Raw genomic sequence first — 20,818 nt, forward strand, 5'->3', positions numbered from 1 at the left:
TGCTCACTGAACCCGAAGGTTCGTTGCAAGAGTTAGGGGCTCTTACGACCAAAGTTTACCGAAACGATTAGCGAATCTCGAGCTGTGCGTCACGGAGTCGAGGTTAATCATGGATATTCACGCTATTCTCACTCAGACTTGACCCTGACACAGTGTGAGGGCGGAGAACTGAAGAATGTTATCCATCGGGATGTTTGCACAGATCGGCCAGGTTACCCACCGCATGCTGCGGCACTGGGATACTGCCGGTCTGCTGCGCCCTGCCCAGGTGGACCCGTCCAGCGGCTATCGCTCCTATGACCCCTCCCAGCTGCAGCGCTTGCATCAGATTGTTGCCCTGCGCGATCTGGGATTCGGGCTCGAAGAGATCTCCTTGATCCTGGATCGGGGCGCAACTGCAGGAAAAATAGCCGAACTGCTGCACATCCGCCAGGCGCAGGTTGCGGCCGAGCACCAGCTGGCCACGCAGCGCTTGGCCGACGTGCAGCGGCGTCTGCAACTGATCTCCAAGGAGAACCTCATGTCGCACATTGAAATCATCCACAAGCCACTGCCCGCGGTGCGCTTGGCGGCCGGACGCTTCACGGTGGCCGAGCAGCCTGAAATCGCCGGTCGCATCGGCCCGCTCTTCGACAGAATCGCGCAATCCCTTCAGGGCCAAAGCCTTGCTACGCCCATCGCGCAATACAACAGCACCGAGGATGGAGTGGAGGTCATTGCCGGATACGCCACGAGCGCCCAAAGCCTGGCCGATGTCGAGATCATCGTGCTTCCCGCGGTGCCCGAAGCCATCTGCGGAGTGCACCTTGGCTCAATGGACTCCATCCATGAAAGCTGGCAGGCCGTGCACGAAGAAGTCCTCGCCCGTGGTTTGTTACCTACCGGTCCGTGCCGCGAAGTCTATGTGCGGGCCCTTTCAGAAGACCAGGCAGACTGGGTGACCGAACTTCAGCAGCCGGTCGGCACCCCCTAGCCCACCAGCTGGTGCGGAGCCTCCAGCAGGTCTCCCACCACGCTGCGCGCAGCACCGACCAGGGCACCGGTTTGGCCCAGCGGCGAGCACAGCAAGCGCGCCTGGCTGGCGATGCTCGGCGCGTGCGCTTTCAGGCTGGCTTCCATCGCTGGGCGCAGCCACTGCTCCAGGGCCGCGAAGTGGCCGCCGAAGACCACGGTGGAAACGTTGTACAGGCGCAGGGCCGAGGCCACGGCGATCCCCAGGGATTTTCCGGCCTCGGCTACCGCACTCACTGCCGGTTCGGTGCCGGTTTCCAGTGCCTGGTACAGCTGGCTGATCCGCTGTTGGCGCGAGGCGCCATCGGCGACCGCGCCGAGGTTCGCAGCGGCAAGAATGGCGTCCTGCCCGGCAATGGTTTCCAAGCAGCCGCGCCCGCCGCAGCTGCATTTCTTGCCATCGGGGGCGATCACGACATGGCCGAGTTCGCCGGCATGCCCCTGGGGTCCGACAAAGAGTTCAGCGTCGATAATCAATCCGCCGCCAATGCCCACTTCCCCCGAGACAAAGAGGAAGTCACGCTCTTGGGCATCCATCAATTGCTGTTGGGCCAGCGCCGAGGCGTTGGCTTCATTAAAGAGCCTGAAGCGGGTTTTGGGTTCGGGCAGCAGCGCTGCCACATCGAGGTCCTGCTCCACCCAACCAAGGTTCGGTGCCTGCAGCACGGTGAAGGACTCGTCGTCAACCAAACCGGGGACGGCTAATCCGCCGCCGAGAATCATCAGGCCTTGGGCCGCGGCGGCATCTTGGAGCCTTCGGCTCAGCTCCCCCAGGGCAGTGAGCACTTCTTTGGCTGCCGAGCGGTGGTTGGCGTGCGGCTGGATTTCATGGGCCAGCAGCTTGCCGGAAAGGTCAACCAGCCCGGCGGCGATGTAGTCGACGTTGACTTCCATGCCCATCACTACGCGCCCGGGGTTCAAGATGAGCCCTACCGCCGGCCGCCCGCGCTCCCCATCGCGGTGCACGCCGATTTCGATGACAAGTCCGGCGGCCAGCAGGTCGGCGACCAGGCTGGAGACCGAGGCCTTGGTGAGCTGGCTGAGCCCGGCGATATCGGCACGCGATAACCGCTGGTCATTCCCGGAGGCGGCAATCACCGACAGCACCCGGGCCAGGTTGGCTTTGCGCACATCCCCGACGTTGCCCGGGGCCGAAGACGTTGCGGCTCGGGCGGTCGACGCTGCTTGGCGCATGCCTTCTCCTCGTGGAAATTCTTGGAATGGTTTTGCGGGTTTCACTATTGACTCTAGCGCATCAGCACCCATATAGTTCAGGACATAAACTAAATGGCGTTTGCCACCCCAACGATCCAAGGATGCATCTCATGACTCTTCAGCCAACCGCCGCCGACCGCTTCACTTTCGGCCTGTGGACCGTGGGATGGACCGGTGCCGATCCATTCGGCGTCGCAACCCGCAAGAACCTGGATCCAGTGGAAGCTGTCCACAAGCTCGCTGAGCTGGGCGCCTACGGCATCACCTTCCACGACAATGACCTGATTCCTTTCGACGCCACCGCGTCCCAGCGCGAGCAGATCCTTTCGGACTTCCGCGCAGCACTCAAGGAAACGGGCCTGAAAGTCCCAATGGTGACCACCAACCTGTTCAGCCACCCGGTGTTCAAGGACGGCGGCTTCACCTCCAACGACCGTTCGATCCGCCGCTTCGCACTGTCCAAGGTGCTGCACAACATCGATCTGGCTGCGCAGATGGGTGCCGAAACCTTCGTCATGTGGGGCGGCCGCGAAGGCGCCGAGTACGACGGCTCCAAGGATCTGGCAGCAGCGCTGAACCGCATGCGCGAAGGCGTGGACACCGCAGCCGGCTACATCAAGGACAAGGGCTACAACCTGCGCATCGCGCTGGAGCCAAAGCCGAACGAACCACGCGGCGACATCTTCCTGCCCACCGTGGGCCACGGCCTGGCCTTCATCGAGCAGCTGGAACACGGCGACATCGTTGGCCTGAACCCTGAAACCGGCCACGAGCAGATGGCTGGCCTGAACTTCACCCACGGCATCGCCCAGGCACTGTGGGCAGGCAAGCTGTTCCACATCGACCTCAACGGCCAGCGCGGCATCAAGTATGATCAGGACCTGGTCTTCGGCCACGGCGACCTGACCAGCGCATTCTTCACCGTTGACCTGCTGGAAAACGGCTTCCCAACCGGCGGCCCGAAGTACGACGGCCCACGCCACTTCGACTACAAGCCTTCGCGCACCGACGGCTACGACGGCGTTTGGGACTCGGCCAAGGCCAACATGTCCATGTACCTGATGCTCAAGGAACGCGCACAGGCCTTCCGCGCAGACCCAGAGGTCCAGGAAGCCATGAAGCTCTCGGGCGTCTTCGAACTGGGCGAAAGCACCCTGGACGAGGGCGAAACCGCAGCGCAGCTGATGAACGATGCCGCCAGCTTCGCCGACTTCGACGCCAACGCCGCGGCGCAGCGCAACTTCGCGTTCATCCGCCTGAACCAGCTGGCTATCGAGCACCTGCTCAACGCCCGCTAAACCGCTACGCACCCACCCACCGCAGAAAGCAGCCCGAACAATGACGCTCGTTGCCGGCATCGACTCGTCCACCCAATCATGCAAGGTGGTCATCCGCGACGCCGCAACCGGCGCCCTGGTCCGCTCCGGACGCGCCTCGCATCCCGAGGGCACCGAAGTGGATCCTCAGTTCTGGTTCTCCGCACTGCAGGAAGCCATTGCCCAGGCCGGAGGCCTGGACGACGTGGCTGCGATCTCGGTGGGCGGGCAGCAGCATGGCATGGTGGTACTCGATGAATCCGGCGCCGTGATCCGCCCGGCGCTGCTGTGGAATGACACCCGCAGCGCCGCGGCGGCCACCGACATCATCGCCGACGCCGGCAACGGCGACGCCGAAGCCGGTGCCGCCTACTGGGCGCAGCGCACCGGCACCCTCCCGGTCTCCTCCATCACGCTGGCCAAGCTGCGCTGGCTGAAGGACAACGAACCGGAAAACGCGGCCAATGTCGCCGCCATCTGCCTGCCGCATGACTGGCTGTCCTGGCGCTTGGCCGGCTACGGTCCGGGTTCCGGCGCGGAAGGCCTGGCCGCGCTGGCCACCGACCGCTCCGATGCCTCGGGCACCGGCTACTACCGCGCCACCGAAAACGCCTATGACCTCGAAGCGCTCGAACAGCATCTGGGCCACGTCCCGATCCTGCCTGCCGTGGCTGGCCCGCTGGATTCCATCGGCACCACCCCGGCAGGGGCCATCATCGGTCCGGGCGCCGGCGATAACGCCGCCGCCGGATTGGGCGTGGGCGCCAAGGTGGGCGACGTCGTGATGTCCCTGGGCACCTCCGGCACCGTCTTCGCGGTCGCCGATACCCCATCGGCCGATGCCTCCGGCCTGGTGGCCGGCTTCGCAGATGCCACCGGCAACTACCTCCCGCTGGTGTGCACCCTGAACGCCACCCGCATCTTCGATGCCACCGCAAGCTTGCTGCAGGTGGACCTCGAAGAATTCAACGACTTGGCACTGTCGGCCAACCCCGGCTCGGATGGGCTGACCTTGCTTCCGTACTTCGACGGCGAGCGCACCCCGAACCTGCCAGAGGCCACCGGTTCGCTGCACGGCATCACCCGCGCCAACTACACCGCCGCCAACCTGGCCCGCAGCGCCGTGGAAGCGGTCATCTGTTCGCTGGCCGACGGCCTGCGCGCACTCGAAGCCCAGGGCGTCGAAGCCCAGCGCATCATCTTGGTTGGCGGCGGAGCGCAGTCCCGCGCCCTCCAGCAGATCGCCGCCCAGGTACTGGGCCTGCCGATTACGGTCCCGGCCCCGGGCGAATACGTCGCCGATGGCGCGGCCCGCCAGGCTGCCGGCGTGCTGGCCGGAGCCTTCCCGGACTGGACCCGGGACACCACGCAGGTCCCGGCGGCGGAATCGACCCCGCAGGTACTGGAACGCTACCGCGCACTGGTCAAGAGCCAGTGGCTGGATAAGTAGGGATTAACCATGGAACCGGAAGCCAAGGAACTGAACTGGGCCGGGAATCTTTCCTACCAGGCCCGGGAACTGCTCTACCCCACCAGCATCGAGCAGCTTGCAGAACAGGTTCGCGCATCGGACAAGGCACGCGCCTTGGGCTCCCGCCACTCCTTCAACGACATTGCCGACACCCAGGCAACCCTGATTTGCCTGAGCAAGATGCCTGAAACCATCGAGATCGATGCGCAGGCCATGAGCGTGCGAGTCAGCGCAGGAACCACCTACGGCGCCTTGGCGGAGACCCTGCAGGCAGCCGGTTTTGCGCTGCACAATCTTGCTTCCCTGCCCCATATCTCGGTGGCCGGGGCAGTCTCCACCGGCACCCACGGTTCCGGGCAGGCCCACGGCAACCTGGCCACCGCCGTGCGCGGGGTGGAACTGGTGCTGGCCGACGGCTCGCTGCATGCGGTGCGGCGCGGGGATGCGCAGTTCAACGGCTATGTGGTGTCCCTTGGCGCACTGGGCGTGCTGACCCATCTCACCTTGGATATCGTGCCGAGTTTCGAGGTTCAGCAAACAGTATTCGAGCAGTTGTCCTGGGACAAGGTGCTCGGTGGCTTTGATGCGCTCCAGGCTTCTGCCTACAGCGTCAGCCTGTTCACCGACTGGAGCGGGCAGAACGTGGGCCAGACTTGGCTGAAGCGTTGTGTCGGCGACGGACTGGGGGATGATATTGCCCACGGCAAGTTCGGAGGATTCCCGGCCACCGCCGCGATGCACCCGCTGCCCGAATCCGATGGAGCCATCTGCAGCGAACAGCTCGGAGCGCCCGGACCCTGGTCCGACCGCTTGGCGCATTTCCGCATGGATTTCACCCCGAGCTCCGGCGACGAGCTGCAGACCGAATACCTGGTACCGCGCGAATATGCGGTTCAGGCCATCGAAGCGATCCGCGGGCTTTCTGCCACGATCACGCCCCTGCTGCTGGTCTCCGAGGTGCGCACCATTGCCGCGGATGAACTATGGCTCAGCGGAAACTACGGCCGCAACGGCATTGCCCTGCACTTCACCTGGAAGCCGCAGCAAGAAGAGGTCGAAGCGCTCCTGCCACGGATCGAAGAAGCGCTGGCGCCATTTGCCGCACGCCCGCACTGGGGCAAGCTCTTCGCGGCAACCAGCGCCCAGCTGCACGAGCTGTACCCGAAGTTCAATGACTTCATCGGATTGGCCCAGCGTTTGGATCCGGCCGGGAAGTTCCGCAACGACTTCCTGAACCGCACCGTGTTTGGCGCCTGAGCACGCCCTCGTCTTGCGACTAGACTTGTCACCATGGCATTGACTCAGTTAACGGTCGTGGACACCGCGGTCGGCATCCTGCAACAGTTCGGGTTGGCTGATTTGTCGATGCGCCGATTGGCCAAAGAACTCGATGTCCAGGTCGGTGCGCTGTACTGGCATGTGAAGAACAAGCAGGAGCTGCTGGCCCAGGTCGCGGCCAAGCTGCTGAACACCCCTGCGCTGGCTGTGCAGGCAGAAGACTTCGATGACCCGGCAGATGCGATCCTTCACTTGGCGCGCAAGCTCTACCTTGCCCTGCTGCCCATCCAGGACAGCCCTGAAGTCGTCGAGGTCGCCAGCGCCATGCAGGCCACTGAGCTCCAGCCGGTGCTGGCGCTGCGCTCGCTGCTGGAATCTGCGGGCCTGTCCGCAGAGCATGCCATCCATGGACAGCAGCTCTTGCTGAACCATGTGCTCGGCTCCGTCGCGTTCCGCCAGAACCTCGTGCAGCTGGATGTGGACGCACCGCTGGCCGATGGCTTCGACTGGGGATTGCAGCGGGCCGTGGCCGGCCTGGTCGGCTAGCTCAGCTTGCCGCCGGAGGCTTGAAGATAGCAGGTGGCGCACAGCGATTCGTACCATACGTCGTCGCCGTCAATGGCGACCTGGTCTCCGTCGAACACCACACACTGCCCTACCCGGCGGGTATTGAACATGGCCTTGCGCCCGCAGCGGCAGATGGTCTTCAGCTCTTCAAGCGAGTGCGCCAATTCCATCAGGCGTGCCGATCCTGGGAAAGCACGGGTGCGGAAGTCGGTGCGGATGCCGTAGGCCAGCACCGGAACATCATCCATGACAGCAATCCGCAGCAGGTCATCGACCTGTTCACCCGAGAGGAACTGCGCCTCGTCCACCAGCAGGCAGGCTACCGGCGGCGCGTCCACATGCGGCAGCAGGGCATCAGGGTCATCGCCGGAACTATGCGCTGTGAACTTCTCGCGCACGTTCTCCTGCGGCCCCACGGTGAAGTCCACTTCGCGCTGGATGCCCAGCCGGGAAACGATGGAGTTCTCGCCCTTGGTGTCCACCCCGGGCTTGGCCAGCAGGATGCGCTGGCCGCGTTCCTCGTAGTTGAAAGCGGCCTGAAGCAAGCTCGTGGACTTGCCCGAGTTCATCGCCCCGTAGCGGAAATACAGCTTGGCCACCATTGCTCCTTGAAGGTTGCTGCGCCTGCCAGCTGGCAGGCCCTTTACGATCTTAGTGCCCGCGCCGGATTTCTTCGCTGAACCAACGCCGCGGACCCGTCCCCGCTACTTCTGTGCGCGCTGGCTCTTTCCGGCGAATACCAGCTTGTAGAGCACCGACATCACGATGACAAAAGGAACGCCGAAGATCAGCGTGTACTTGAATTCCGGCACGAAGAACGAGGTCACCAGCAAGCCGGCGAGCAGTACCGCGCCAAGAATCGAGGCACCAGGGTAGCCTGGCAGCTTGAACTCCAGCGTCGTCTGTTCACTGCGGACCTTCTTGCGGAAGGACACGTGGGTTACCAGGATCATGAACCACGTTGCCAGGGCTCCGAAGGTAGCCAGCGACATCATGATGCCAAAGCCGCCTTCCGGAACCAGGGCGTAGACCAGGGCAGCCACTGCAATGCCTCCGGCGGACATCCACACCGCGTGGACGGGAGCCCCAGCGCTGTTGGTCCGATGCGCCAACCGCGGTGCATGCCCGGCATCAGCCAGCGAATGCAGCATCCGGGTGGCTGCGTACAGCTGGGCATTCATGGCCGAGAGCGCGGCAACGATGAGCACGAAGTTCAGTACCGAGTCGGCAAGCGGGATTCCCATCTGGGACATCACGGTGACAAAGGGCGATCCGCCTGAAACCAGTTCGCTGGTTGGAGCGATGGCGAGGATCAGGGCCATGGTGAAGACGTAGAAGAGCAGCAGGCGCAGGAAGGAGACCTTGAACGCCTTGCGCACCGCGGTCTTGGGGTTCTTGGCCTCGGCGGCTGCAATGGAGATCGCTTCGATACCCATGTAGGAGAAGATCGCTACGATGACCGCACTCCACATGCCGAACACGCCATTGGAGAAGAAGCCGCCATCGGCTGCATAGTTATGGAATCCGAATTCGTCACTCGGGTCGTGGAAGACCAGCCACAGCGCGATGATGATGAAGGCGATGACGGCAAAGACCTTGATTGCGGAGAACCAGTATTCGGTGGTTCCGAAGATCTTCACGCTGGAGAAGTTCACGCCCAAGAGCGCAGCGGAAAAGACAAGGACCCAGAGCAGTCCGGGGATTTCAGGGAACCAGTACTGCATGTACTCGCCCACGGCGCTGACCTCGGTGCCCACGGCGAAGATCAGCGCGGACCAGTACAGATATTTGGTCAGGTATCCGGCAAAACGGCCCAGGTAGCGTTCGGCGTAGACCCCGAAGGATCCGGCCACCGGCTGCTTGACGGTCATTTCCGCCAGCGCGCCCATGACCAGCAGCGCTACGACTCCGCCAATGAGATAGCTGATGATCACCGAAGGGCCGGCCATCGCAATGGCGAGCTTGCTGCCCGCGAAGAGGCCGGTGCCGATGGCACTGCCCAAGGCGATCATGGACATCTGCCCTGGTGTCAACGACTTCTTAAAACCCGAACCGACTTCAGTGGCGCGTACCGGCTGCTTGCCCAACGATGCTCCCTTTAGACCTATGCGAACAGCACGGCATTGAAAATGCCGTGCTTTTTCAAGGCTACTATCGTGCGCATTTGCCTGATTCGGGGCGCAAAGACCGGAAAGAGGCGGAATTTGCGTTATGTCACGGCATTACGCACCGCATACTCTTCGCGCTGCCAAGCATTGGTGTGGAGAATTTCACGCAGCTTTTCCACTGCATCCCAGATATCGGTGCGCGTCAGGTACAGCGGAGTGATGCCAAAGCGCAGGACTTCTGGTTCGCGGTAGTCTCCGATGACGCCCTGGTCGATGAGCGCAGCGATGATTTCGTAGCCATGTTCATGGCGGAAGCTGACGTGGCTGCCGCGCGCGGAATGCTGGCGCGGGGTCACAAGTTCCAGGCCGTAGCCGGCGCATCGGGTCTCAACCAGCTCGATGAACAAGTCAACCAGTTCCAACGAGTTGGCACGCACCTTGTCCATGTCGGCTTCCAACGCGATATCCAGGCCGACTTCGATCATGGCCAGCGAAGTCACTGGCTGGGTCCCGCACATGAAACGGCGGATGTCATTGGCCGGGGTATAGCTATCGGCCATCTTGAAGGGCGATTGATGGGACCACCAGCCGGACAGCGGCTGCCAGAAACGCTCATGGTGGCGGGCGTTGACCCAGATGAACGCCGGGGAGCCGGGGCCACCGTTGAGGTACTTGTAGGTGCAGCCCACCGCGTAGTCGGCGTTGGCCGCGTTCAGATCTATGGGCACTGCCCCAGCGGCGTGGGCCAAATCCCAGACCACCAAGGCTCCGGAGTCATGGATCGCCGCGGTGATTTCTTCCATGTTCCACATGGAACCGGTGCGGTAGTTCACGTGCGATAGGGCAACCACCGCAACGCTCTCATCCAAGGAGTCACGCAGCGACGCCTCATCATCGATGAGCTTCACCTCGTAGGCGATTCCCGTTTCCTGTGAAAGCGAGTTGACCAGGTCGGCCAGTCCCTCGGCGATGTAGATGTCTGTCGGGAAGTTATCACGTTCGGTGAGGATCACCCGGCGCTGCGGGGAGTCGGCCTTCTGCGTGCGCAGGGCCGAGGCCAAGGCCTTGAACAGGTTCAGGGTCGTGGTGTCGGTGATCGCCGTTTCGTTGGGCTTCGCGCCCAGCAGCTGGCCCAGCTTGTCGCCGAGCTTCAGCGGCATCTCAAACCAGCCGGCGGTATTCCAGGAACGGATCAGGCCTTGTCCCCATTCTTCGGCCACCACCTGGGCTGCACGTTCTGCTGCCCCCTTGGGCAGCGCGCCCAAGGAGTTGCCGTCGAGGTAGATGACGCCTTCTGGAAGGTTGAAACGTTCTCCAAAGGCCGACAGCGGGTCTGTCGCGTCCAACCGGGCAAGGGACTCTCGGGTCAATTCAGTCAAGGGGTCTCCTGTTCAGGCAAAGCTCAAAGCTGGAAAACATTCAGTTCTCCATGATGCTTACATCGTAGAATTGAATACGAGATCATGCGAGACAGACCGAACTTTTCAAAAGAATTGAGTTGATCAACCGTGGCGGATTCATTGTGGAGCGTTCAAGGCGACACCGTGCCGAATCCTGTGCGCGTGGATGAAACGGACCTGTCCATCCTCGCCGAGCTGAGCAAGGATGCCCGGATTGCCAACAATGTCCTGGCCGCAAAAGTCGGGCTAGCGCCTTCCACCTGCCTGGGCCGGGTCAAGACCCTGTCCAAGGCGGGGGTGATCACCGGATACCACGCGGCGATCAACGAGGAACTGTTAGGAGTTGCCGTCAATGCCATGATCTCCGTTATCGTCTCCTCCACGGCCCGAGACCGCTTGCTTTCCTCTGCCCACCAGCTCAAAGAGCTCGCTGAGGTCAAGGAAGTTTTCGTTCTTGGCGGTTCCCCGGATTTGCTGGTCCGGGTGGCTACCCGAAGCATCGGGGACCTGCGCACCTTCGTGGCCGCGCATTTGGGTTCCAACCGCGCATTCTCATCCACCCAGACGGTCATTATCTTCGAGCACTTGGCCTAGCGAAGCCAGCAGTACGTCATCTTGCGGCATCTCTCATCTGCATCTCATTTATTTCGGCCACAATGAAACACATGGGAAAGGAAGCATTGCGCCGCGCGCTCGCGACGATTGCCGTCATCGCAGTTGTGGTAGTTGGCGCATTCGGGATCAGCAAAGCCTTGGAAGGACCAGCCGACCAAGACCTCGGGGAGGGGTTCATCTTCGAAGAAGTAGCACCCTCTCCAACCAGCGGCGTCCCCAAGGGACCCACCCCTTCCCCTTCCGAATCGGCAACCAAATCGCAAAAGCCCTCCTCCAGCCCGAGCAAGTCCGCCAAGCCGGAGGTCTCAGAAAAGCCCAAGACCAGCGCAACCCCGTCGCCTAAGCCGAAGCCCAAGCCTGTAGCACCCGCACCGCCAAAGAAGACCGTCGTTCCGCTGCCGCCTTCGGGCAACCAGCATTACGACGATGACGACGATGACGATGACGACTACGGTGATGATGACGACGATGACGGCGACGATGACTAAGGCGCCAGAACGTCGGTGGTCCATCCGTGCCCGAGTCTTAACCGGCATGATGCTCCTAGTCGGCCTGGCGCTGGTGGCAGCAGGTACCGCCAGCTTCGCGGTACAGCGGCACGAACTCAATGACCGGCTGGATGAGTCCCTGATCCGCACCGTCAAGGAATTCGAAGTTCTCACCGAAACCGGTGTCGATCCGCGGACCATGGACCGCTTCAAGCACGCCGAAGACCTGCTCTACATAGCAATGCAACGCACCTTGCCCTCCCCGAAGCAGGGCATGCTCTCCCTGGTGGCAGACAAGGTGCGTTGGACCGCTCCCGACATCGTCCAAACCCGTTTGGAAGATGATCCCGAGTTCATCGAATGGGCCAAAAGCGTCCAGGGGACCAACCACATCCGCTTGGGAACTGTCGAAACGGAAATCACGACCTACCGTGCCGTCGTTGTTCCGGTTAGCCTTCCGGCAGATCATGAGCACGGCGCCTTTGTTCTGGCCTATGACTACTCGGCCGAGGCCATTGCCAACGACCGGAACTTCATGATCTACAGTGCGGTCGGCGGCTCGGTGATGCTGGTGGCGGCCCTGGCCGCCTGGCTGGTAGTTGGCCGCATGCTGGAGCCGATTCGCCGCCTGCAAACGACGGCACAGCAGATTTCCGAGACCGATGTATCCCAGCGCATTGAAGTTTCCGGAAATGATGAATTTGCCGAGTTGACGGTAACCGTCAATGAAATGCTGGATCGGCTCGACGGCGCGCTCAGCGCCCAGCGCCAGCTGCTTGACGATGTCGGGCACGAATTGCGCACCCCGGTGACCATCATCAATGGGCACCTGGAACTGATGGATCCCAACGATCCTGAGGACGTCGCCCAGAGCCGGGACATAGCAGTGGACGAGCTGCGACGCATGTCATTGCTGATCAATGACTTGGTCACGCTGGCAAAATCCAACCGCACCGATTTCCTCCAGGTGAAGCCGGTAGAAGTCGGCAAGTTGCTTGATGACATTCTCGACAAGGCCCGCGGACTGGGTGCGCGCCAGTGGCGCGTGGACTATCGCACCGAAGCCACCGTTGCGCTTGACCCGATCAGAACCACCCAGGCCATGCTCCAGCTCTGCGCCAATGCGGTGAAGTTCTCTGCTGAGGACAGCCGCATTGGCTTGGGCAACGAGATCATTCGCGACGCCCACGGCGGCACCACGCTGCGCTGGTGGGTATCGGATGCGGGCGTCGGCATCCAAGCCGAGGACCTTGAAAGAATTTTTGAACGCTTTGGACGTGGCCAGAACTCGGTGCGCTCATCAGGTTCTGGGCTGGGGCTGAACATTGTCCAAGCCATTGCCGAGACCCACGGCGGACGCGTGTGGGTCAATTCAGAATATGGCAAGGGTTCCACGTTCTACATTGATATGCCGTTATCGACAGGAAGCAAGGAAGCATGAGCCAGATCCTGATCATTGAAGATGAACCCCGCATCAGCTCATTCGTGGCCAAGGGGCTGCGCGCTGCGGGACTGACCTCATCCATCGCGGAAACCGGCCAAGATGGCTTCAATCTGGCGATCGAAGGCGATCATGAACTGATCATTTTGGATCTCGGCCTGCCCGATGAAGATGGTTTCTCGGTGCTCCGCCGGCTGCGCGTAGCCCAGATCGACACTCCGGTGATCATCCTGACCGCACGCGGCAGTGTCGAAGACACCGTGGCGGGCCTGCAGAATGGCGCGGATGACTACATGGCCAAGCCCTTCCACTTCGATGAGCTGCTGGCTCGCGTCCGCTTGCGGCTGCGCACCGAAGACAATGCCCCTGAAGTGTCTTCACTGACCCATGAGAACCTGCATATGGATCTGCTGCGCCGCCGGGTCACGGTCAACGAACGCGAAGTGGACCTGTCGGCGCGCGAATTCGCGCTGGCTGAAGCCTTCTTGCGCAATCCTGGCCAGGTGCTCAGCCGCGAGCAGCTGCTCTCCCGCGTGTGGGGCTACGACTTCGACCCGGGATCCAATGTGGTGGATGTGTACGTGCGCTACCTGCGAAACAAGCTGGGCTCGGAACGCTTCGAAACCGTCCGCGGCTTCGGCTACCGGCTTGCTTCCGAACGGTAGCAGGAGCCGGTACCGGATCTAACGCAACGTCGGATCCGGAACGAAGCTGCGCTGCAGAAGGCGGCTCCAGCGGTTGGCCGGCAACTGCGGATTGAGCAAGGCAATGCCGATGCAGTACTTGGACATGGAGACTTCGCGGATCCCCAGTTCGGCCAAGGCCTGGTCCGAGGCCCCGCGGCCGTCGGCAGATTTGGTTTCGACAACGATCAGGTCCGGGCCATCAATCTGCCCGTGCCCGTTGGCATACTCCAATTCGATGTCGCAGGTCAGCCGCTCACCATCGATGGGGTTCACGAAGGTCGCGCGAGTGTATGCACTGTCCAGGACCGGTTGCAGTGCAGGGACTTCCTGCCCGTATTCGCTGCGCAGCACCGACTCGAGGAATTCCAGATTCGCCTCGGTCAATTCACTGGCGGTATCCAAATCCTGCTCGACGCGGTGTTTCACGGTGGAACCGCGCAGCCCCTTGGTCTTGATCTCGAACATCGACAATCCGGTATCCGCATACGTCCGCGAACGTACTTTGTACCGCCGGCGCCGCCCCTGGCGGTGGGCGCGGTACTGGTCGAAATCCTCGGTATCGAAATATACCGACTCGTAGCGGAAGGTCCGCAACCCGTCGATCTGCATGATCTTGAACTTGTCCCCAAGCTTCTGCGACAGTGCCGTGAACTCTCCTGGGGTCAGCAGGAACTTCTTGTCGACACGTGTCTGCAACGCCGCTTCGGAAATCACGTCTTCAAGACTGATCGGCGCACGAGCTGCCACCGCTGCTTCCAGTGCGGCGCGGGCATTCGATGTGCCGGTTGCGCAACGGATTGCTGAAAGCGCAGTCATCAGGACCACGTCTCCTGCTTGGCTCCGTTCTGTGCCGCAGGCGCCGCTGGGGTCTTGGCCAATTCGTAGGTACCGGAGAAGCTCTCGGATGAGCTGGCCTTGGCCGAAGCCTGTCCTGCAACGGCATGGGTGCGGAAACGCACGTCGACGATGGTCAGGTCGCGGACCATGTCCAGTTCCACCACTACGGTACGCAGCACCTTGGCATCCAGCAGCTCTTCCAAGGCGGCCTGCAGCTCAGCCTTCTTCGGGTAGGCGCGTTCCAGGGTGACGGTCTGGCGTTCGGTGCGTGGCGCGAAACGTGGGTGATCGGCCAGGAACATCACCAAGACAAGTGCTGCGGTAGCCGCCGGGGCCAGCCATGCTGGCTCCGGGTGCAGTCCGTTGACCAGACCGATGGCCAGGGAAATGAAGTAGTACGCTACTTCTTCTTGGGTCAGCGTGTCGGAGCGCAGGCGGATGATGGACAGGATGCCGAAGAGTCCAAGTCCCAGCCCCATGCCTGCGCCGCTGCCCGAGAGCAGCAAGGTGACTGCGAAGATGCCCATGCTCAAAGCGATATAGGCCAGCACGAGATCGCGGCGGTAGTGGCGGCGGAAGTATACGAAGTACACCAGCACTGTCATGCCGATGATGTTGGACCCAAGTCCCGTCCAGAAAGACAACATGGTTATCCCTTTCAAAGTGGTGAAGCGACGATTCCTCCAAGATGAACTTTAGGTGAACGAAATGAAGACAAAAGTAGAACAAGATGAGAACGCACTCATATTGCCTAATGAGTCATGACTAGGACTTTGGCGTCTGACTACGAAGTGATGGAGGTCTGGCGGGACTGTCTCTTCTGCGACCAACCCGAGCATTAATTATCATGAGCGCCCTTTCGACGCATTAAATGACAATCGGCGGCTCTTCTCTTTGCGAGGAGAGCCGCCGATAGCGAATGAAGGATTACTTAATTGCCAGCTTCAATTTCAGCCTTGGCGGAAGCATCCGAATCGTTCAGGAATTTGCCGATGCGATCGACTTCTTCGGTCTCGCCGATGGCGGCAGCTGCGCGGCCCAGCGCATACAGCGAACGCAGGAAGCCGCGGTTCGGCTCATGGCGCCAGGGCACTGGGCCTTGCCCACGCCATCCGGCCTTGCGCAGCGAATCCAGACCACGGTGGTAGCCAACACGTGCGAACGCGTAGGACTCCACGATGCGGCCCTCACTGTGCGCTTCATTTGCCAGCAATGCCCAAACCAATGACGAAGCAGGGAACTTTGCTGCCAAGTCAGTGGCCTCATCGCCCGCTTCGTAACGTGCCAGCACTTCGGTTTCTTCCGGGAGCAGCGTTTCCGGAATGCCCAGCAGATTTTCTCCGACCATGGTTACTTCAGCGACTTTCCGGCCGAGCCGAGCTGCTGAGCAGCTTCGACGATGCGTGCAGCCATGGACTCTTCTGCCTTGGCACCCCACACGCGTGGGTCATAGGTCTTCTTGTTGCCGACTTCGCCGTCAATCTTCAGTACTCCGTCGTAGTTGGCCAGCATGTGCCCGGCGACCGGACGGGTGAATGCGTACTGGGTGTCGGTGTCGATGTTCATCTTGATGACACCGTAGGCAACCGCGTCAGCGATTTCCTGCTCGGACGAGCCCGAACCACCGTGGAATACGAGGTCGAATGGGTTTTCCTTGCCGATCTTGGCGCCAACCTGGGCCTGGATGTCCTTGAGGATCTCCGGACGCAGCTTCACGTTGCCTGGCTTGTAGACGCCGTGGACATTGCCGAAGGTCAATGCGGTGATGTAGCGGCCCTTTTCGCCGGCACCCAGAGCGTCGATGGTTGCCAGAGCATCCTCAACGGTGGAGTACAGCTTGTCGTTGATTGCGTTCTCTACGCCGTCCTCTTCGCCGCCCACTGCGCCGATTTCAACTTCGAGGATCTGCTTGGCAGCGGCGGTACGCGGCAGCAGTTCTGCAGCGATACGCAAGTTCTCTTCAAGGGTCTCAGCCGAGCCGTCCCACATGTGGGAGTTGAAGAATGGGTCGCGGCCGGCTGCAACTTCTGCTTCAGAAGCGGCAAGCAGGGGCAGCACGAAACCGTCCAGCTTGTCTGCTGGGCAGTGGTCGGTGTGCAACGCGATGTTCACGCCGTAGTTCTTGGCGACCTGGCGCGCGAAAGCTGCGAAGCCCAGCGAGCCGATAACCATATCCTTTACGGAGGCACCGGACCAATATGCCGCGCCGCCGGTGGAGACCTGGATGATGCCGTCGGATTCAGCCTCTGCGAAACCGCGAATTGCGGCGTTCAGAGTCTGCGAGCTGGTCACGTTCACTGCTGGGAAGGCGTAGCCGCCTGCCTTGGCAGCATCGATCATTGCATTGTACTTATCGGGGGTTGCGATAGGCATGCTTCACTCCTGGTGATTAGCGAGGTTACGCGTCTCCATTGACGGCGGTTCGCCATCCATCCTATCGGCTATGTCACTAACTAAGTTCTAAATCTCGTATCGTGACACGGTAAATTACCCTGCGTACGGTAAAGCAAACGACCATCCCTGATGAAGTTCTACCCCATCACGGCTGGCCGTTGGCTTGTTAAGTTATTTATTCGGTGGTTGCGCTTCCCGACGGCGCTACCAGTTTCGTAGTTGTGCTCGGAGCTGGCGCGGAACTACTGGAATCTTTCGAGGTTTCGGATCCGGACGACGACTTAGAAGAATCCGGGGTCGGGACGGGCGCGGGCTCAGGCGTTGACTCTGGCACTTTTGGAGTAACCGTATCGTCTTCCTGGGATCCCTCCGGGGATTCAGGGGTCGTGGATTCGTTCTCATCTGGGCTCTTCGAAGCATCAGGACTCTTAGAGCCATCAGGCGACTGCGAACCATCCGGGCTCTTAGAACCATCAGGCGACTGCGAACCGCGTGGGGTCTCGCTCTCGGTTGGCGACGGACGCTGCGAATCAGACGGGGTCGGCTTCGGCTTAGGAATGACTGGGGTGTCATCCTTAGGGACAATGACGTCTGGATCCGGACCGCTTGACGTGCGTTCTGGAGCTCGCGAACCGTTGCCCTTCGGAGCGGTACCAGCGTTAACCGTCAACCGCTGGGAATCAATCATTGCCTGACGCTGCCCCGCAATGGTTGGCAGGTAGTTGCGCGGATCGTGCCAACGGCCGTCAATGATGACCTCGAAGTGCACGTGGCAACCCGTCGAGTTGCCGGTGGTGCCGGCCAAGGCGATCAATTCACCCTGTTCAACCCGCTGGCCTACTTTGGCAATCAGCTTCGAATTATGGCTGTAGCCGGTTTGGACATTGCTTCCGTGATCAATAGTCACGCGCATGCCAGAGTGGCCTGCCCATGCAGACACGGTCACCGTTCCAGCTTCAGAAGCGTAGACCGGCGAGCCGCAGGAAATTGGGTAGTCCTGGCCGATGTGAATCTGGTTGCCCGGGCCAGTCGGGTTGGAGCGCCAGCCATAAGGGCTGGAAATCCTGCGGGTCTTGACCGGGTGCATCAGCTGGAGATCGCCAGGCAGCTTGCCCAGCTCTCCGACCATGCCCGCGAGCAAAGCGGTGGATTCATCGTCCTCGCTGGTTGACTCGGACTCCTCATCAGCACCGTCAATCATGCCGACGGGACGGCCATCAATGGCCAGTTCTTTGCCGGAACCGCCGAATGCATTCAGCGGTGCGTCAGCACTGACATATACCGGTCCGTTGAACATCGACGGATCAGCTACAGCGTCGATGCCCACAGGAATATCGCCCTGCCGGGAGTCGCCCACTTGCGCCATGATTGGAATCGAAAGGGTCGCTGTAAGTCCCAATGCTGCGATTACCGAAGTCGACCAGATAACCAATGGCTTTCTGCGTCGAGGCAGCCCCGGCAGCAGCAAGTCACGATTCACTTGATGACGTCGTTTCACGACAGCCCTCTCCCAGATCCGGATCACATTTTCATAACCAAATCCAAGCGTAGGCTGAAACTTATAACTAATCCAGATGCTCGACTAAACTCGTCAGTATTAAATTTCTTGTTAACCTACTTTTTGCCCGAACACGTGCCTGCGTACCCACGCGTGCATGGCGATGCCGGCCGCTGAAGCCGCGTTGATTGAACGCGTCGAACCGAATTGCTCGATTGACAGGGTGTCCTTGGCGGCGGCATGGACTTCCGGGCTGAGCCCCGGGCCCTCCTGGCCAAAGACCAGAACGCAGTTCTTTGGCAGGTCATAAGTTTCCAAGGGAACGGAGTCCGGGAAGATATCGATCCCCAAGATCGTCAACCCAGCTTCTTGCGCCCAAGCAACAAATTCCTCCACCGTCGCATGATGACGCACGTGTTGGTAACGATCCGTAACCATTGCACCGCGTCGGTTCCACCGGCGGCGTCCAATGATATGGACTTCCTTGGCCAGGAAGGCATTGGCGCTGCGCACCACGGTGCCGATGTTCATGTCGTGCTGCCAGTTCTCAATGGCGATATGGAAGTCGTGGCGGCGCTCATCAAGATCAGCAATGATGGCGTCCATCGTCCAGTAGCGGTACTTGTCCGCGACGTTGCGCCGATCTCCCTCGGCAAGCAGCTGCGGATCGTATTTTTCATCGGTTGGCAGTTCCCCCTCCCAGGGGCCTACTCCAATGACGTGCTGCATGCTCGGATCATTAACTGGTTCATCGGTTTGTTCGTTCACGGTATTAAGCCTAGTTCGTTATATTCATGCCCTTGTTCACGGCGCATTCGGGTGAGCCTGTGTAATCTCTTAATAGAACGGGAAACTTTCAGCGTCGACAGGTCCCACCACACAATCACTAGGGAGGATCCACGTCTCGTGACTACATCAATCCGCGGTACGCGTACAGTCCACGACATCAAATGCTGGCTCACTGACATGGATGGTGTCCTGGTTCACGAGAACCAGGCCATCAAGGGCGCTGCCGAGTTGCTGAACTACTGGCGCGAGAACAAGCTGCGTTTCCTGGTTCTGACCAATAACTCCATCTACACCCCGCGCGACTTGCGTGCACGCCTGCTGGCCTCGGGCCTTGACGTTCCAGAAGAAAACATCTGGACCTCGGCCATGGCCACCGCAGAATTCCTGGCTCGCCAGCGTCCAGGCGGCCGCACCTTCGTCATCGGTGAAGCCGGCCTGACCACTGCACTGCACGATGCAGGGTTCATCATGACCGACCAGAACCCGGACTACGTGGTGCTGGGCGAAACCCGCACCTACTCTTTTGAAGCCATCACCAAGGCCATTCGCCTGATCGAGGGCGGCGCGAAGTTCATCGCGACCAACCCCGACGCGACCGGCCCATCCACCGAGGGCATCATGCCTGCTACCGGTGCCATCGCGGCCCTGATCACGCGTGCCACCAACCGCGATCCGTACGTGGTGGGCAAGCCAAACCCGATGATGTTCCGTTCTGCCCTGAACCGCATCGATGCGCACTCCGAAACCACCGCGATGATCGGGGACCGCATGGATACCGACATCGTCGCTGGCATGGAAGCCGGGTTGCTGACCGCGCTGGTCTACACCGGCATCACCGCCCGCGAAGACATGGATGCCTTCCCGTTCCGTCCAGACCTGCAGTTCCCCTCGGTGGCGAACCTGCATGCGGAACTTGCCAAGGGCGCGGCTGCGGCCGAAACTCCTGCAGCCAAGAAGTAGCACCCAACGCAGCAGCGAAGGCCGGGCTTTGTGCCCGGCCTTCGGCGTTGAAGCATGATTCCAGACGTATGCTGAAATTGTGAACGAGAAAGCACCCGCCGAGGTCCCTAGCGCACGGAAACGCGGACGCCCCAAGGGCAGCACCGCTGGTGCCGCAAAAACGATGATCCTCAAGGCCGCGTCCAAGGAGTTCGCCCACGTCGGGTATGAAGCGGCCAGCCTACGCTCGGTTGCGCGCCGGGCCGGTGTCGATCCTGCGCTGGTGCACCATTATTTCAAGGACAAGAGCGACCTGTTTGTCCAGAGCATGCACATCCCCATCAACCCCGGACGAATCATCGCCGAGGCGGCATCGGCGCCGCTGGATCAGATGGGTGAGGCGCTGACGCGCGCCTTGCTCGATACCTGGCGCAAGCCGGCCTTCCGTACCGCGGCGACGGCGATGGTCCGGGGGTTGATCTCCAGCAGCAGGGCAACGAACATGCTCCGCCCTTTCCTGCATGAACAGATCTTCTCGCGCTTGGGCTCGCGCCTGCCTCAAGAACAGGCCGAGCAGCGGGTGGCCTTGGTGGCCAGCCAGATTATCGGCCTCATTGTCTCACGCTACATCATTGACTTGGAGCCTTTGGTTTCCATGGAGGACCAGCAGGTTATCGAACTGGTGGCTCCCACCATCCAGCGCTACCTGACCGGAGAATTGCCTGCGCTGAACCATTGACATGCCGCCGGCATGAGCCTCTAATT

General features: G+C 61.1%; 21 protein-coding genes. 11 read left to right on the forward strand and 10 right to left on the reverse strand.

Annotated features, from left to right (window positions below; all coding sequences use genetic code 11):
- Window positions 1–190 precede the first annotated feature (190 nt).
- On the forward strand, window positions 191–973 hold the full coding sequence (locus AB4Y71_RS13215; protein ID WP_417364586.1) for a MerR family transcriptional regulator: 783 nt from the start codon (window positions 191–193) through the stop codon (window positions 971–973).
- On the opposite strand, the gene AB4Y71_RS13220 is transcribed toward AB4Y71_RS13215, so the two are convergent.
- On the reverse strand, window positions 970–2,205 hold the full coding sequence (locus tag AB4Y71_RS13220) for an ROK family protein (RefSeq protein ID WP_441720953.1): 1,236 nt from the start codon (window positions 2,203–2,205) through the stop codon (window positions 970–972). The two genes, AB4Y71_RS13215 and AB4Y71_RS13220, sit on opposite strands and share 4 nt — an antisense overlap.
- 131 nt (window positions 2,206–2,336) lie before the next feature.
- On the opposite strand from AB4Y71_RS13220, the gene xylA reads away from it, so the two are divergent.
- The 4 genes from xylA to AB4Y71_RS13240 are packed head-to-tail and all read left to right on the forward strand — an operon-like array spanning window position 2,337 to window position 6,837.
- Window positions 2,337–3,524 (forward strand): xylose isomerase, encoded by a 1,188-nt coding sequence (gene xylA, locus AB4Y71_RS13225; protein ID WP_441720956.1) that lies wholly within the window; start codon window positions 2,337–2,339, stop codon window positions 3,522–3,524.
- 40 nt (window positions 3,525–3,564) lie between these two features.
- Window positions 3,565–4,992: a xylulokinase gene (gene xylB, locus AB4Y71_RS13230; RefSeq protein WP_441720959.1), complete on the forward strand. Its 1,428-nt coding sequence runs from the start codon at window positions 3,565–3,567 to the stop codon at window positions 4,990–4,992.
- Window positions 4,993–5,001: 9 nt separating this feature from the next.
- On the forward strand, window positions 5,002–6,270 hold the full coding sequence (locus tag AB4Y71_RS13235; RefSeq protein WP_441720961.1) for an FAD-binding protein: 1,269 nt from the start codon (window positions 5,002–5,004) through the stop codon (window positions 6,268–6,270).
- Between the two features lie 33 nt (window positions 6,271–6,303).
- Window positions 6,304–6,837, forward strand: a complete 534-nt coding sequence (locus AB4Y71_RS13240) for a TetR/AcrR family transcriptional regulator (RefSeq protein ID WP_013347608.1) — start codon at window positions 6,304–6,306, stop codon at window positions 6,835–6,837.
- Here AB4Y71_RS13240 and AB4Y71_RS13245 read toward each other — a convergent pair.
- From AB4Y71_RS13245 to kynU, 3 genes are all read right to left on the reverse strand, one after another.
- Window positions 6,834–7,457, reverse strand: a complete 624-nt coding sequence (locus AB4Y71_RS13245; protein WP_441721038.1) for a thymidine kinase — start codon at window positions 7,455–7,457, stop codon at window positions 6,834–6,836. The genes AB4Y71_RS13240 and AB4Y71_RS13245 overlap by 4 nt on opposite strands.
- Before the next feature lie 105 nt (window positions 7,458–7,562).
- Window positions 7,563–8,945, reverse strand: coding sequence for an amino acid permease (locus tag AB4Y71_RS13250; protein WP_441720964.1), 1,383 nt, complete (start codon window positions 8,943–8,945; stop codon window positions 7,563–7,565).
- 122 nt (window positions 8,946–9,067) lie between these two features.
- The gene (gene kynU / locus AB4Y71_RS13255; protein WP_441720966.1) at window positions 9,068–10,345 is read right to left on the reverse strand and encodes a kynureninase; all 1,278 of its coding nucleotides are present in this window, start codon (window positions 10,343–10,345) and stop codon (window positions 9,068–9,070) included.
- Between the two features lie 129 nt (window positions 10,346–10,474).
- Here kynU and AB4Y71_RS13260 point away from each other — a divergent pair, with 129 nt between their 5' ends.
- The 4 genes from AB4Y71_RS13260 (at window position 10,475) to AB4Y71_RS13275 (ending at window position 13,575) form a co-directional block, all read left to right on the forward strand.
- Window positions 10,475–10,960 (forward strand): Lrp/AsnC family transcriptional regulator, encoded by a 486-nt coding sequence (locus AB4Y71_RS13260; protein WP_441720968.1) that lies wholly within the window; start codon window positions 10,475–10,477, stop codon window positions 10,958–10,960.
- Between the two features lie 71 nt (window positions 10,961–11,031).
- The gene (locus tag AB4Y71_RS13265; protein WP_441720971.1) at window positions 11,032–11,469 is read left to right on the forward strand and encodes a hypothetical protein; all 438 of its coding nucleotides are present in this window, start codon (window positions 11,032–11,034) and stop codon (window positions 11,467–11,469) included.
- Window positions 11,408–12,910 carry a sensor histidine kinase gene (locus AB4Y71_RS13270; protein ID WP_441720973.1) on the forward strand — a complete coding sequence of 501 codons (1,503 nt, stop codon included), beginning with the start codon at window positions 11,408–11,410 and terminating at the stop codon, window positions 12,908–12,910. The genes AB4Y71_RS13265 and AB4Y71_RS13270 overlap by 62 nt, the downstream gene beginning before the upstream one ends.
- Window positions 12,907–13,575, forward strand: coding sequence for a response regulator transcription factor (locus AB4Y71_RS13275; RefSeq protein WP_013347601.1), 669 nt, complete (start codon window positions 12,907–12,909; stop codon window positions 13,573–13,575). Before AB4Y71_RS13270 ends, AB4Y71_RS13275 begins: the two co-directional genes overlap by 4 nt.
- 18 nt (window positions 13,576–13,593) lie before the next feature.
- Here the strand turns inward: AB4Y71_RS13275 and AB4Y71_RS13280 are convergent, their stop codons facing one another.
- The 6 genes from AB4Y71_RS13280 to AB4Y71_RS13305 form a co-directional block, all read right to left on the reverse strand.
- Window positions 13,594–14,412: a polyphosphate polymerase domain-containing protein gene (locus AB4Y71_RS13280; RefSeq protein WP_134781221.1), complete on the reverse strand. Its 819-nt coding sequence runs from the start codon at window positions 14,410–14,412 to the stop codon at window positions 13,594–13,596.
- On the reverse strand, window positions 14,412–15,080 hold the full coding sequence (locus AB4Y71_RS13285; protein WP_441720975.1) for a DUF4956 domain-containing protein: 669 nt from the start codon (window positions 15,078–15,080) through the stop codon (window positions 14,412–14,414). The genes AB4Y71_RS13280 and AB4Y71_RS13285 overlap by 1 nt, the downstream gene beginning before the upstream one ends.
- Before the next feature lie 284 nt (window positions 15,081–15,364).
- On the reverse strand, window positions 15,365–15,781 hold the full coding sequence (locus AB4Y71_RS13290; protein WP_013347598.1) for a DUF3151 domain-containing protein: 417 nt from the start codon (window positions 15,779–15,781) through the stop codon (window positions 15,365–15,367).
- A gap of 2 nt (window positions 15,782–15,783) precedes the next feature.
- Window positions 15,784–16,806 carry a class II fructose-bisphosphate aldolase gene (gene fbaA, locus AB4Y71_RS13295; RefSeq protein WP_417364599.1) on the reverse strand — a complete coding sequence of 341 codons (1,023 nt, stop codon included), beginning with the start codon at window positions 16,804–16,806 and terminating at the stop codon, window positions 15,784–15,786.
- 196 nt (window positions 16,807–17,002) lie between these two features.
- The gene (locus tag AB4Y71_RS13300) at window positions 17,003–18,307 is read right to left on the reverse strand and encodes a peptidoglycan DD-metalloendopeptidase family protein (RefSeq protein WP_441720978.1); all 1,305 of its coding nucleotides are present in this window, start codon (window positions 18,305–18,307) and stop codon (window positions 17,003–17,005) included.
- Window positions 18,308–18,436: 129 nt separating this feature from the next.
- Window positions 18,437–19,054 carry a TrmH family RNA methyltransferase gene (locus AB4Y71_RS13305; protein ID WP_417364628.1) on the reverse strand — a complete coding sequence of 206 codons (618 nt, stop codon included), beginning with the start codon at window positions 19,052–19,054 and terminating at the stop codon, window positions 18,437–18,439.
- 177 nt (window positions 19,055–19,231) lie between these two features.
- On the opposite strand from AB4Y71_RS13305, the gene AB4Y71_RS13310 reads away from it, so the two are divergent.
- Together AB4Y71_RS13310 and AB4Y71_RS13315 are read left to right on the forward strand one after the other, a co-directional pair.
- Window positions 19,232–20,074, forward strand: coding sequence for an HAD-IIA family hydrolase (locus AB4Y71_RS13310; RefSeq protein ID WP_441720979.1), 843 nt, complete (start codon window positions 19,232–19,234; stop codon window positions 20,072–20,074).
- Between the two features lie 79 nt (window positions 20,075–20,153).
- Window positions 20,154–20,792 carry a TetR/AcrR family transcriptional regulator gene (locus tag AB4Y71_RS13315; protein WP_013347593.1) on the forward strand — a complete coding sequence of 213 codons (639 nt, stop codon included), beginning with the start codon at window positions 20,154–20,156 and terminating at the stop codon, window positions 20,790–20,792.
- Window positions 20,793–20,818 lie beyond the last annotated feature (26 nt).

The organism is Glutamicibacter sp. MCAF14 (genome assembly GCF_052114325.1).
In the GTDB taxonomy this organism is placed as follows: Bacteria; Actinomycetota; Actinomycetes; order Actinomycetales; family Micrococcaceae; genus Glutamicibacter; species Glutamicibacter arilaitensis.